The sequence below is a fragment of the Polaribacter porphyrae genome, from assembly GCF_002954685.1.
GTDB classification, from domain to species: domain Bacteria; phylum Bacteroidota; class Bacteroidia; order Flavobacteriales; family Flavobacteriaceae; genus Polaribacter; species Polaribacter porphyrae.
In genome coordinates, this window is the sequence record NZ_MSCN01000001.1 from 1931254 (window position 1) to 1943864 (window position 12611).

The 12611-nt window shown below is 27.5% G+C and carries 15 protein-coding genes and 1 other RNA gene; 9 read left to right on the top strand and 7 right to left on the bottom strand.

Going from position 1 to position 12611, the window contains the following annotated elements; all coding sequences use genetic code 11:
- The first annotated feature begins 21 nt into the window (after positions 1-21).
- The 5 genes from BTO18_RS08715 to BTO18_RS08735 all read left to right on the top strand — a co-directional run bounded on the left by BTO18_RS08715 (position 22) and on the right by BTO18_RS08735 (position 3535).
- Positions 22-318: a winged helix-turn-helix domain-containing protein gene (locus BTO18_RS08715; RefSeq protein WP_105015848.1), complete on the top strand. Its 297-nt coding sequence runs from the start codon at positions 22-24 to the stop codon at positions 316-318.
- A gap of 53 nt (positions 319-371) precedes the next feature.
- A complete protein-coding gene (locus BTO18_RS08720; protein WP_105015849.1) occupies positions 372-1760 on the top strand; it encodes a DUF4153 domain-containing protein in 1389 nt (462 codons plus the stop codon).
- On the top strand, positions 1757-2164 hold the full coding sequence (locus BTO18_RS08725) for a hypothetical protein (RefSeq protein WP_105015850.1): 408 nt from the start codon (positions 1757-1759) through the stop codon (positions 2162-2164). The genes BTO18_RS08720 and BTO18_RS08725 overlap by 4 nt, the downstream gene beginning before the upstream one ends.
- 279 nt (positions 2165-2443) lie before the next feature.
- Positions 2444-2812, top strand: a complete 369-nt coding sequence (locus tag BTO18_RS08730) for a ribosomal maturation YjgA family protein (RefSeq protein ID WP_105015851.1) — start codon at positions 2444-2446, stop codon at positions 2810-2812.
- Positions 2813-2914: 102 nt separating this feature from the next.
- On the top strand, positions 2915-3535 hold the full coding sequence (locus BTO18_RS08735; protein WP_170063254.1) for a DUF1361 domain-containing protein: 621 nt from the start codon (positions 2915-2917) through the stop codon (positions 3533-3535).
- On the opposite strand, the gene BTO18_RS08740 is transcribed toward BTO18_RS08735, so the two are convergent.
- From BTO18_RS08740 to BTO18_RS08765, 6 genes are all read right to left on the bottom strand, one after another.
- Positions 3536-4762, bottom strand: coding sequence for a mechanosensitive ion channel family protein (locus tag BTO18_RS08740; protein ID WP_105015853.1), 1227 nt, complete (start codon positions 4760-4762; stop codon positions 3536-3538).
- A 40-nt stretch (positions 4763-4802) separates the two neighbouring features.
- Positions 4803-5678, bottom strand: coding sequence for a mechanosensitive ion channel family protein (locus BTO18_RS08745; protein ID WP_105015854.1), 876 nt, complete (start codon positions 5676-5678; stop codon positions 4803-4805).
- Between the two features lie 83 nt (positions 5679-5761).
- Positions 5762-5974, bottom strand: a complete 213-nt coding sequence (locus BTO18_RS08750; protein WP_105015855.1) for a DUF3820 family protein — start codon at positions 5972-5974, stop codon at positions 5762-5764.
- A 3-nt stretch (positions 5975-5977) separates the two neighbouring features.
- Entirely contained in the window at positions 5978-6625 is a 648-nt protein-coding gene (locus BTO18_RS08755; RefSeq protein ID WP_105015856.1) for a DUF2459 domain-containing protein, read from the bottom strand.
- On the bottom strand, positions 6626-7831 hold the full coding sequence (locus BTO18_RS08760) for an NAD(P)-dependent oxidoreductase (RefSeq protein WP_105015857.1): 1206 nt from the start codon (positions 7829-7831) through the stop codon (positions 6626-6628).
- 81 nt (positions 7832-7912) lie between these two features.
- Complete coding sequence (locus BTO18_RS08765) at positions 7913-8122, bottom strand: hypervirulence associated TUDOR domain-containing protein (protein ID WP_105015858.1); 210 nt, start codon at positions 8120-8122, stop codon at positions 7913-7915.
- Between the two features lie 328 nt (positions 8123-8450).
- On the opposite strand from BTO18_RS08765, the gene ssrA reads away from it, so the two are divergent.
- Together ssrA and BTO18_RS08775 are read left to right on the top strand one after the other, a co-directional pair.
- Positions 8451-8843, top strand: a transfer-messenger RNA (tmRNA) gene (ssrA, locus tag BTO18_RS08770).
- Between the two features lie 77 nt (positions 8844-8920).
- The gene (locus BTO18_RS08775) at positions 8921-9655 is read left to right on the top strand and encodes a Fic family protein (protein WP_105015859.1); all 735 of its coding nucleotides are present in this window, start codon (positions 8921-8923) and stop codon (positions 9653-9655) included.
- A gap of 159 nt (positions 9656-9814) precedes the next feature.
- On the opposite strand, the gene BTO18_RS08780 is transcribed toward BTO18_RS08775, so the two are convergent.
- The gene (locus tag BTO18_RS08780) at positions 9815-10087 is read right to left on the bottom strand and encodes a hypothetical protein (RefSeq protein WP_105015860.1); all 273 of its coding nucleotides are present in this window, start codon (positions 10085-10087) and stop codon (positions 9815-9817) included.
- A gap of 572 nt (positions 10088-10659) precedes the next feature.
- Between BTO18_RS08780 and BTO18_RS08785 the strand changes: the two genes are divergently transcribed.
- Positions 10660-11514, top strand: coding sequence for a hypothetical protein (locus BTO18_RS08785; RefSeq protein WP_105015861.1), 855 nt, complete (start codon positions 10660-10662; stop codon positions 11512-11514).
- A 178-nt stretch (positions 11515-11692) separates the two neighbouring features.
- Positions 11693-12574, top strand: a complete 882-nt coding sequence (locus BTO18_RS08790) for an ABC transporter ATP-binding protein (protein ID WP_105015862.1) — start codon at positions 11693-11695, stop codon at positions 12572-12574.
- Positions 12575-12611: the final 37 nt, after the last annotated feature.

Genomic DNA, 12611 nt, shown 5'->3' on the forward strand with positions numbered 1-12611 from the left:
TCGTAACTTAAAAAGAAGTTTTTGAAAAACATCATCCTAAATATAAATAAAGCTTTTGATCATAGAATTAGACTGGGAATTATGTCTGTTTTAATGGTTAATGAGTATGCAGATTTTAATACTTTAAAAGAATTATTAGGTGCTACTGATGGCAATTTAGCAAGCCATACAAAAGCTTTGGAAAAAGTTGAATTTATTAGAGTAGAAAAACAATTTATTGGTAGAAAACCTAACACAAAATATATTGCAACTGATTTGGGGAAGCAAGAATTTAAAAAGCATATTGATGCACTTGAAAAATTAATTAAAAACAAATAGTATATTTTTTTAATCTTAAACTTTGTATTTCAAAGTACTTTAAATATTTTAAAATGAAAAATTTAATTTTATTGACTAGTGCAATTCTATTTAGCACTCTTTTTTATAGACAGGGTATTGGTTTAAATTTATCTTTATTTACACTACTTACTATTATAGTTTTAGTTATAAATAATAAAACTATAATAAAAACAAAAATTTATATTATTAAGATTTTTGCTTACTTTATAACAGGAGTAGTTGTATTTCTTTACAAATCAGATTTAACAATTATAGCTAACATTATTGCATTTTTTACATTAATTGGAAGCATTTCTGAACTCAAATCATCCATTTATATAAAATTTATGAATGGAATTTACACCACAATTGTTGCTGCATTCTCCTTGTATTTTGATAAACAAACAACTGAAATTCAAACTGTAAAAAAAAATAAAATAAATTATGTTTATTGGTTGAAAATTATTGGAATTCCAGCTCTATTTTTAATCATTTTTATCAGCTTATATAGAAATGGAAACCCAAAATTTAACGAATTGATTTTAAAGATTGATTTTAGTTTCATCAATCTACAATGGATTCTTTTTACAGGTTTAGGCTACTATTTATTTTATAACATTACAAATCCCATAACTATTGATCCTGCAACTTCTTTGGACTTGAATACTGGTAATTATCTGAATAAAAACGAAATAAAACATTTATCTCCAAAAAAAATAAAAGAAGAAAACAAATTAGGGATTGTGCTTTTGTATCTATTGAATGCACTCATCATTCTGTTTTTAATTACTGATGTTTTGTACTTATCAGAATTATATCAAATGACTGCTCCAGAATTATCCAAACAAGTGCATACAGGAGTTAACGCTTTGATATTTTCAAATCTTTTGGCTATTGCAATTATTCTCTATTTCTTTAGAGGAAACCTTAATTTTTATGATAAAAACAAGGGTATAAAAAACGCTTCTTTTCTATGGATATTTTTAAACTTAACTGTCATCTTAATTACTGCAATTAAAAATATGGAGTACATCAATTCATTTGGCTTTACATACAAAAGAATTGGAGTTTTATTCTTTTTAATGGCGACTTCATTAGGTTTGATGTCAACATATTTTAAAGTTCAAAAAACTAAAAACTTATGGTATTTGTTTCGTAAAAACACACAAATTGCTTTTGCAGTGCTCATTTTGTCATCAACCTTAAATTGGGATAAATTCATTACCTATTACAATATCAATTATGCTGAACAACTAGATTTAAAATATTTGATAAATCTTTCTGACAACAATACTTTTTTACTAAAAGGTTATGCTGAAAAAGGCAATCTAAATAACAATGATAAGTTTGATATTGATGTTAGACACAATAACTACATTCGAAAATTAAGAGATAATTCTTGGCAAGAAATGGTTTTTGATAACGTAAAAATTACAGAATGAATTCAACAAATAATATGATGCCTATTTTGTTAAAAGCAGCATTATTTGCAACTGTGCTGTTTTGGACATTGATTTTATCTGAAAAATTTGAAAAGGGTTATTTTATAATAGCAATTATTATCATTTCGATTATTCCAATATTTATTATTTGTTCTTTAGCAGTTTTATATACGATTCTACCATTGTTTTTATTGGAGAAAAAAGATTTGAATAGTCATGAAATGTTTCAAAAATACTTTCCTTATTATGCAATAATTATTTTTGGTATTTGTTGCTTTTTTGTTGTGAATTCTAATTTTGATGAACCAGAATTTATGTTTGCTATTACAGTATTTTTCACATTGATGCAAAGTTGGATTTGGCTTTGCAAAACTGGAAATAAAATTGATAAAAGTAAAAAATAGATTGAGAGAGAGTTAGTTAGTAGTTGGTTGATTAGAGCAAAACCTCCTCTATTGTTATGAGGTTTTGCTCTTTAAAAAAGAATAAAATGTTTTTTATAACAATAATTTTAGCAATACTTATTTTAGGCATAAGTATGTTTATTTCATTCGTTTTATCTAAATTATTAATTGAATTATTAAACTTAAAAAACAGTTCAAAAGAAATAATTTATACAATAATATTAACATCAGTTGTTTTCTCTATAATTCTATATTTTTTTAAATAATTTCTAATTAAATATGAAATTCAATAAAACCTATTTTGTCATTGCAATTGTATTATTTCTTATTGAAATAGGCATTGCCAAATACACAACAGGATTTATAAGACACACAATTGGAGATTATTTATGTGTAATGCTTTTGTATGCAATCATCAAAAGTTTTGTAAAAATATCTGTGATTAAAACTGCAATTTTAGTTTTACTTATTGCTTATGTTGTTGAGTTTTTACAACTCTCAAATCTTAAAAACTTTTATCCTGATAAATATGCAAACACTCTAAAACTTGTTTTAGGCACTTCTTTTAGCATGGGAGATTTAGTGGCTTACACGCTTGGAATTGCAACTGTAATATTAATTGAAAAATTGAGGTGTCATTTCCATTGAAACGCAGTGGAATAGAGAAATTTTAAATAATTTTAAAAGATTTCTCCATACTGAAAAAAGTTCAGCACAAGCAAGGTCGAAATGACAAAAAATATAAAGAAAATGACTAAAATTCAAAAAAATCTATTCTTACTGATACTCTTTTGCTTGGTTTTGTATAGCATTAGAATATATATTACAAAATCTCTTTTCTTCGGATTTTTGGTTTGGAATCTCTTTTTAGCAGTTATTCCTTATTTTATTTCATTAATTGTGAAAAAGAAGTTCCAAAATAGCTCTAAATTAAAATTGATAGTCATCCTTTTTATCTGGTTGCTATTTCTACCAAATGCGCCATATATAATTACCGATTTTATTCACTTACATCATATAAAATCAACCTTAATTTGGTTAGATATTTTTCTACTTTTCACTTTTTCATTTACAGGATTATTATTAGCAATCATCTCAATAACTGATATTTATAAAATTATTCAACAAAAATGGAATACAAAATCCGCAAACTATTTTTCTCTATCTGCTACATTTTTATGTGGCTTTGGCATATACCTTGGCAGATTTTTAAGATTCAATTCTTGGGATGTTTTTACGACTCCAATAACAGTTTTAAAGAAAAGTTTATTAAGCATAAATGACCCAAAAACTTGGTATATTACCATCGCTTTTGGATCATTTTTATATCTACTATTATTACTTTCTAAAAATTTTACAACAGCAAAATAATTAACCTCCTATTTTAAAATCACCAATTTGGAAACCTGGTTTTTGATATCCTTTAGGCTTGTTTTCTGGTGGAACTGTCAAATCATTTCCATCTCTAACAGCATTATAATGTGGAGACAGAATTTCTATACCAGCATCATGCAGTTCATTCTTAATACTTTCGTGTAAATACGAATAAATTATAGCCTCTTTTTCTGGGTTTTTAGTATGACAATTTATTTCATAATTGATGTAAAAATCATCCAAGCTTTTTACCAATACAAAAGGTTCAGGAGTTTGCAAAATCATTTGAGTATTTTTTGCACCTTTTACCAAAGCTTTGATAACATCTCCACTAGGAACATCATAACCAATAGTAACAGAGGTGTGTAAAATGATACCCACATCTTCTGCTGCATTTTTGCTAAAATTGATGATATGATTACCTAAAATAGATGAATTAGGAATGGTAATATCTAAATTTTTAATAGTTCTAACTCGAGTTACCAATAAACTTCGTTCTGTAACATCTCCAATAGTATCTCCTATTTCTACGCGATCTCCTAATTTAAAAGGACGCATATAAGTTATTACAATTCCTGCTACTATATTAGATATTGCTGATGTAGAACCTAAAGAAAATAAAACTCCAAAGAAAATAGAAACTCCTTTAAAGGCATCTGAATCAGAACCAGGAATGTAAGGAAAACAAATAATGGCTGCAAATGCTATAACTACAACTCTTACCAAATTAAAGGTTGGCTTTGCCCAGTCTGCGTGAAAACCATCCAAACGTACAGCTTCTCTTTCTAGCTCACCTGTTAAATACTTTAAAAACTTTAATAAATATTTAGTCGCAAAAATAATGACTATGATAAAAAACAAACCAGGTATAAATGCTAAAAAACCTTGTATTACAAAGTTTACTGGCTTCATTACATAAGAGAAAATGGTATCTGCTATTTCTTGGGTTTCAGGTATAAAATGAAATACAAATGGTAAATAAAAAACCAAAAAGAAAATGCTAATAGCTATTCTTAAAGTTCTTATAGTGAATTTTAAAATGTGTTTTTCTCTTCTAGGTGTAATAAATTTAAAAAAATTGACCAGTTCTGCTTTTTTAAAAAGCACATTTCTGTCTAATTTATCTGCTTTGGATTGTAACCATTTAAAGAACTTTTTTAACAAAAAGAAAAAGAGAAAAATACCTAAAATGGAAAGTCCGAAATAAACGTAATTTAAAACCATAATTTAATATTAATTGTTATTTTAAAATATATAAAGTAAATTATTTTTTTGGGAAAGCTGTAATTTCAAAAGCAGCAGAAGCTACTTGTATTCTACCTTTTGACTCTTGGATGATTGATAAAATTTTATCAAATAAAATAGATTTTGTACCTCTTCTTGATTTGTAATCTACCACATATCTTAAATTGAAGGTAATCCAATTTTCATCAAAAGTCATAGAAACCATAGGTTTTACTCTTGCGTTTTCTATGCTATATGTTCCTATCATTTTGTCCCAAGCAACTTGAGAAGTTTTTGCAAAATCGCCAACTTCTTCTTCTAAAATTTCGAGAAAGATTTGTTTTGCATATTTATAATCTCCATCAGTCTTAATGGGTATTGTGATTTCATCCCAAAGAAAAGGAAAATCGCCAGAATAATTATAAACGGGTTCTTTAAAGACAAAACTATTGGCAACTCTAACCATTTTACCATTGTATAAATCGCCATTTACCCAATCTCCAATTTCCATTAAAGTGGTTCTTAAAAGTCCTATATCAATTACATCGCCTTTAATTCCACCTAATTTTACACGATCACCAACTTTATAAAAGTTACTAGAAAAAACAGTTACATAACCAGCTATACTAACAATCACCTCCTGTAATGCAAATGCAATTCCTGCACCTGCAACTCCTAAAGCTGTGCCAATTCCAGAAAGTTTTGTGTTAAAAATATATAGTAATCCAAAAACAAAAAGTAAATAACCTAAAAAATTTATTAATTTTTTAAGTTTATATTTAGAACTGTTATCTTTGGCTACTTTTATGATAGCTTTCTGTAAAATTTTTACAATAACATAAACAATAAGAAATAGAAAAAAAACAGAGGCTGTTTTAGTAAAAACAGGATTGTTTAATAATTCGTTTAGCGTCAATTTAAAATTTATAAAACTATAGTAGTTTGATAGTTTTGCAATACAAATATAATTTATTTCAGAATTAATCTTAAAATTATTTTTTATTGAAGTTTTTTAATAATATCCTCTAAACCATTCAGCTTTAATTCATAAACACTAGCCATCTGCAGACCTAATTTCCCTTTTGGGAAACCTTGATTTTTAAACCAGACTAAATAATGTTCTGGTAAATCTATCAAATATTGGTTCTTAAACTTCCCAAAAGGCATTTTTGCTTTGGCTAAATCTAACAAGAATTGCTGGTTCTCATCCATAAATCAATCGTATTTATTTAATAAGCCAAAGTCGAAAAGTGTCCAATAACTTGCTTTTAATCCGCTTTCTTTGAAACCTGAATTTACCCAAGTATTGCAGGTTTTTACTGGGGAATAACTTCCATTTGCTTTATAAAAAGTGTCATTTATAGCATACAGTTTTTGTGGAATTATTATTTTTTTACCTTGTCTATCTTTCTTGAATGTATTTAAAATATACACATTCAATTTATTCAATTCTTGTTGATTACATTTTACAGCAATCCAACTTTTTCTTTTTTGATAAAATGTGGTTAAATGTATAGCAGTTGGGCTGTTTAAAAACAAAGCTTCAAAACCGTATTTCAATTTAAAATCATTCCAAGTGGGTGTATTTAGGTAAAAATTTTCATTGCCCCAACCAAACATAAAATATTGATGGTTTTTATGGAATTGTAAATCTTCTAGTACATTTTGAGTCAAACTTTCTTTAGGAATGATCACACTTAAATGAACACCATTTGTAGAGAGAAAAATGGTTTTCTCATCTAAAGAATCATCAGAATTACTATTCACAGTTATATAACTTACTAAAACAGAAATAAGTAAGTAAGCTAAAATTACTAGTAAAAAATACAAGATTCCTTTTGCTACTTTCTTAATGATTTTCATCTATTCTTTGCCATCAACATAATCTTGCAAATAGGAAAAACGTTCAGTAAGTTTTCCTTTTTCGGTCATTTTTGCTCTTGCTAAAACTCCATTTTTATCATTATTAAAAAATGCTGGAATTACATTTTCTAGAAACATTTCTCCAAAACCTTTACTGGCATCTTTTGGTAATTCACAAGGTAAATTATCTACAGCCATAACAACTATTGCATTTTCATCTTTATAATCTACTTCTATTTCCTTTTCAGGATGATACCCATAAACTGGATCTGCAATGGTTGAAGAACGAATTGTAGAAGCTATAGGACCATCAATATCACAAGAAATATCTGCAACATATTTGATATTGAAATCTGGATGTTTGGCATCTTCTCTGGTAAACAAATAAGGTGAACCATCTCCGAAAAAATGACCAGCAATAAAAAAGTCGGTTACTTTGGCAAAACGCATAAAGTTCGCTTCATACTCTTGTGGATTGTTATAAAAATCTCTGTTGTTGATGACTTGCCCATCTTTGCGTTTATTATAATCTAAAACATCTGCAAAGCAATATACAGTTTCATTAAAGTTTTTAGATACATAATCATCTACAGAAACTTGTTTTATGTTCATAGCATCTAACATTTCTTTAGCTCCATATGCTACTTTCCCATTTCCTGTTAGTAGAATTTTTATTTTCGGTAAATTGATTTTATGAAGCTCATCAATCAATTCTTTCTGGCTATCTAAAGTTTCTGCTTTTGGTAGATTGAATTTTTCGGTTTTTAAACCAATGGCTCTAAAACCATTGTAAGCACCAACAATACCTGCATAACGTCCAAAACCAATTAATCTTGCACCATTTTCTTTTGTAATGGTTTCGTGGTCATACAACTCAATATTTTTAGCTAAAATAGCTTTTAATAATTCTCTATTATAGGGCTGTTTTTTAATAGTATGACTGAAAAAGAAATACTTTTTATTCGGAATTAAAGCATCAATTGGCACTTCTTTTACGCCAAAAAGCACGTCACAATCTGACATAATTGAAGTTACTTCTAATCCAGCATCTTTGTAAGCTTCATCAGAAAATACTCGAATATCTGAACTTTCTACTTTGATACTTGCTTCTGGGTATTTTTTTTGCAGTTTCTTTAACTTTTCAGGAGAAAATACCACTCTTCTATCTGGTGGATTTTTACGCTCTTTTATGATTCCGAATTTCATAGTTTCTATAAATTATAAATGCTTCTTTCAATTTATAAAGATAAACCGAAAAAAGCATTCAAAAATAGTTCTGTAGAAATTTTATGCTCTTTCTACTTCACTTTCTAATTTTAATACTTTACCTCCATCTTCTTGCTCTATATACAATGCTTTATTGCCTTGTTCTCCATTTCTAGTAACTTCATTTCTTTTTATGGTTTTTGTTACTTTTTTAGTGTAGGTTTCTATTACTTTTCCTTGTGCTGTGCCATTTCCCCAACTCCATTTTACTTTTGTTCCTGTTTTAATCATACTATTAGTTTTATTCAAAATTACTATTGGATGGAATTCTTTTTTTGCTCAAAAAATAGTTTTTTTAACCGAATTCGTTTTAACATTTATTTAATGACAGTTTATAAATTGATAACTTGACTATTTTTGTATTTTTGCAAACCGCGTTAAGGATTAAACGATTTGTTTGAGTTCTTTTATGTAATGATAATGGAATAAAAAACGAGTAGTGAAAGCCTGACTTTATTGCCAAATGCTTTTGGCAAAAAGTAACGCCCAAACTATCAGTATTATTTTTGAATAAATAATATGGTTTTTGAAATAAATCCTGAATCAAGTTCAGGAAAATGGGGACGACTGGTTTTGACAGCAAGGTCAGAGGATTTGTAAGCATATCAAGGAGTGAAATGATACTTGTAAAACTTATTTCAACTTTTTAAACGGCGAAGATAACTACGCTTTAGCTGCATAATCTGAATTATAGTAAGATTAGCCTAGGCTCACAAGGTGAGCAAGCTTTATGTCCACGAAAAGCCTTGGTTTATGGCGTTTCATTTTTGGGCATCGTAAAAATAAACATAGGAGATTTATTACTTCGTTAAGTTTCCGAAACTAAAGAAGTTAAGTGTAAAATGGATTGTTCTTAATCAGCTTTACATCGAAAATTAAGAAAGAACTAAATATGTAGAAAGCCAATTTGCTGCTTGTTTGGACCCGAGTTCGATTCTCGGCGTCTCCACAATAAAAAACCTCATAAATATAAAATTTATGAGGTTTTGTTTTATATTGTGATTTGTAAGAAATTATTATTTGATTGTAATGACTAAATACACCAAATTAGATGCTCTAAAAGACCGTTTAAATGAATATCGTAAAAATGAGCATCCTAAAGTTACAAAGGCTTTAGAAATTGAATATACTTATGAAAGCAATAAGATTGAGGGCAATACTTTAACGCTTCGAGAAACTGCTTTGGTTATTGAAAAAGGCTTAACAGTTGGAGGTAAAACTTTGAATGAACATTTAGAAGTAATTAACCATACTCAAGCAATAGACTATATTAAAGAACTTGCTCAAACCAAAAACACAATTATTGAAAGAGATATTTTACAAATTCATAGTTTAATATTACAAGGAATAGACAAGCCAAATGCTGGAATTTATAGAAAAGTGCCAGTTATGATAAGTGGAGCAAAACACAAACCACCTCAACCTTTTTTAGTGCCAAAACTAATGGAAGATTTGATTTTATGGTACCATGAAAATAAAGAAACCCTACATCCTGTTGAGTTATCTGCTGAAATGCACGAAAGACTGGTTACAATTCATCCTTTTATTGACGGTAATGGCAGAACTTCAAGGCTGTTAATGAATTTAATCTTATTGCAAAATGGCTATCCTATTGCTATTTTAAAAGGCGATGGCAAAAGTAGATTAGCGTATTATAATGCTCTTGAAGTTGCACAAACAGAAAATAATAAAAAAGTATTTATTGATTTAATTGCTGATAATCTTAAAAACACTATTCAGCGAATTTTATCAATATTTGAATAACTAAAAAATGCTAAAGGGTTTTCTTTATTTAATTCTGATTTGGTTGGCTATTATGCTAATTGGCTTAATTGCAATCAGATTGTTTAAGTTTGTAAAGGGTTTTTTCAAATTTAAAATTGAGATAAACTTTTATAAACCCTTTAAAGATTAATAACTGTTTTAATAAATCATTTCTCTTATAATTTCAAGGGCATCAAGCCCAATGTTATCAACAGATAATTGATTATTTAAATCTATAACTCTATCCCAATTTGGAAATGGTATTTTTTTAGCTTCATAAAATAAGTTTTTGATTTTACTAAATACTTCTTTGTTTGCAATTATCTTTTTATTCTTTAAAGCTAATTCTAACCCTACTAAAATATCATTTAAAAGATATTCATACCTTAAATCTGTATTCTCTACCGACAATTTTGGAATAATTTGTTCCATTTGTTTCTATTTTAAAAAATTAATAAGAACAAATCACATTAAAATAGCTTTATAAAAAAGGACATCAAAAAACTACAAGAATATTGATTATGTAAATATGGAGTAATCAAAAGTACAATACTCTGATTTTAAGCGTTTTAAAATATCAAAAATTAAATAAAAATAGGACAAAAAAGATTAGTGAAAACTGTCCTACTTGTTAAACTCTTTATTGGTAGGTACTCCCAAAGAGCTATAAATTATAAAAAACCACTACCTTTAGTATAATAATTCTGTAACGCTATTTCAAGACGTCACAATTAGTAAATCTATTGACAAGGTAACATATAAATCTAGAAGAGGGATAGACAAATACTTAAAATATCTTTTAGAAAATCCAAATAACAATTACTTAAGAAGATTAGCATTATATAAAATGCACAACAGGTTAAGCTTATTAATCAATTTATTATCTACAAAGCAAAATATTTAGTTTGAAATTAAAAATTTTTTATAGTTAACAGTAGTTAACATTTATTAACACAAACAGTAAAAGTAAAAACATAATTTTACACTAAATAAAGACCATAATTATGAAAAAAAACATCTTTTTACTTTTAGTTATTTACAACTCGTTAATTTTTTCTCAAGAAACTTTTAAAATAACCTATGAAGTTAAAAATAAAGGGCAGAAAATAACTTCTACATCAGTAAATGGTATTCTACCTCCTGAAGTATCGAAAGCTAAATTAATGTCAAAAATCAATAATAAAAAAATTGAGTGGTTTGGTAATAAAAGATATGCTTTATATCAGAAGAAAAAAAGAGAAAAAGCTGCAGGAATGATGTTTTCGTCAAAAAGTATTATGCTTAAAAGTGGTTCTTTTAATAAGAAAAATAGATCTTTCCCTTACGATGAATTTGAAACTAGTTTGTGGGACTATAAAGAATACAAACGAATTGGAGTTGCCAAAATTTTTAAGAAAGACTTTAGGGTAAATTTAAATATACCTAAAGCACCAAGGGTAGTTAAAATTACAGATAATAAAAAAAAGATACTAGGATATACTGCTAAAGAGGCAGTAATAGAACATAAAAATGGCACTAAAGAATCTTATTGGTTTACTGATGAAATTAAAGCAATTTCTCCTTATCATTTAAAAGGAATAAAAGGTGTCATTTTGCAGATGGATTTACGAAGCAAATCTATTAAAGCTGTAAAAATAGAAAAAGTAGCTACAGGTAATAATGTTTTCAAAGATTTTTTAAACCAATATAAATCAACTAAAGTTATTAGTAAGAATCAATATCGTGATTTAAAAAAAGAAGAACAAGATGAAAAGATGGCTTCGCTAAAAAATGTGTTGAAGGGCTCGAATATAAACTTAGATTCTATACTAAAAGAAGCTAGAAAAAAAGCACAGAAGAAAATGAAAAAGAATAACTAGAAACTGTTATAATATTCAAAATTAAAAATTACACCAAAAATTACTTGTTTTTGGTTGTAAATGGTTTTAAATTTTCTTGTAACGAAACATCATTTTTTTAAAATATAATATCATTTTAAAAATTTAAATAACTTCTTTAATCGTTATTATAAAAATAATACAATAAACAATAACTCCAATGAAACTAGTAATTAAAAATTTTTCAAAAACATACCCAAATGGAGTTCAAGCTCTAAGAAATGTTAACCTTACTATTAATAAGGGAATGTTTGGTTTATTGGGACCAAATGGAGCAGGTAAATCTACTTTAATGAGGACTCTTGCTACTTTACAAGACGTTGATGAAGGGGAAGCAACTTTAGGAGATATAGATATTTTAAAAAACAAATCTGAAATCCGAAAGATTTTAGGTTATCTACCACAAGATTTTGGAGTTTACCCAAGAGTCACAGCTAAAGAAATGTTACTACATTATGCTGCTTTAAAAGGAATCTCTGGAAGTAAAAACAGAAAAAAATTAGTTGATGATTTATTACATCAGGTTAATTTATTCGAGTTTAGAAATAAAAGATTAAGTAGCTTTTCTGGAGGCATGAAACGAAGATTTGGGATTGCCCAAGCCTTTATTGGAGATCCTAAAATGATTATTGTAGATGAACCTACAGCTGGTTTAGATCCTGCTGAACGTGTTCGTTTTAATAATTTATTGTCTGAAATTAGTGAAAATATAATAGTCATTTTAAGTACTCATATTGTAGATGATATTAATGAGTTATGTAAACAAATGGCTATTTTAAATAAAGGAAAGCTTTTAACTAGTGGAAACCCTAGTGAACTTAAAAATTCTTTAGATGGAAAAATATGGAAAAAAGCCATTACCAAAAAAGAGCTTCCTGAATATCAAAAAGAGCACCAAGTAATTTTTACTAAACTTGAGGAAAGCACACCAGTAATTCATGTTTATAATAAGCAAAAACCAAACGAAACATTTCAATATAAAAAACCTGATTTACAGGATGTTTACTTTTATAGCGTAAACTCTCCTTATGCTTCTTTATAAAATTATCGTTTCAGTTTTGTAGAAAAATCGAACCAAT

Coding starts and splice junctions, on each gene's coding strand:
- BTO18_RS08720 (WP_105015849.1), top strand. CDS start 372: ATGAAAAATTTAATTTTATTGACTAGTGCAATTCTATTTAGCACTCTT.
- BTO18_RS08725 (WP_105015850.1), top strand. CDS start 1,757: ATGAATTCAACAAATAATATGATGCCTATTTTGTTAAAAGCAGCATTA.
- BTO18_RS08730 (WP_105015851.1), top strand. CDS start 2,444: ATGAAATTCAATAAAACCTATTTTGTCATTGCAATTGTATTATTTCTT.
- BTO18_RS08735 (WP_170063254.1), top strand. CDS start 2,915: ATGACTAAAATTCAAAAAAATCTATTCTTACTGATACTCTTTTGCTTG.
- BTO18_RS08740 (WP_105015853.1), bottom strand. CDS start 4,762: ATGGTTTTAAATTACGTTTATTTCGGACTTTCCATTTTAGGTATTTTT.
- BTO18_RS08750 (WP_105015855.1), bottom strand. CDS start 5,974: ATGGATGAGAACCAGCAATTCTTGTTAGATTTAGCCAAAGCAAAAATG.
- BTO18_RS08755 (WP_105015856.1), bottom strand. CDS start 6,625: ATGAAAATCATTAAGAAAGTAGCAAAAGGAATCTTGTATTTTTTACTA.
- BTO18_RS08760 (WP_105015857.1), bottom strand. CDS start 7,831: ATGAAATTCGGAATCATAAAAGAGCGTAAAAATCCACCAGATAGAAGA.
- BTO18_RS08765 (WP_105015858.1), bottom strand. CDS start 8,122: ATGATTAAAACAGGAACAAAAGTAAAATGGAGTTGGGGAAATGGCACA.
- BTO18_RS08775 (WP_105015859.1), top strand. CDS start 8,921: ATGACTAAATACACCAAATTAGATGCTCTAAAAGACCGTTTAAATGAA.
- BTO18_RS08780 (WP_105015860.1), bottom strand. CDS start 10,087: ATGGAACAAATTATTCCAAAATTGTCGGTAGAGAATACAGATTTAAGG.
- BTO18_RS08785 (WP_105015861.1), top strand. CDS start 10,660: ATGAAAAAAAACATCTTTTTACTTTTAGTTATTTACAACTCGTTAATT.
- BTO18_RS08790 (WP_105015862.1), top strand. CDS start 11,693: ATGAAACTAGTAATTAAAAATTTTTCAAAAACATACCCAAATGGAGTT.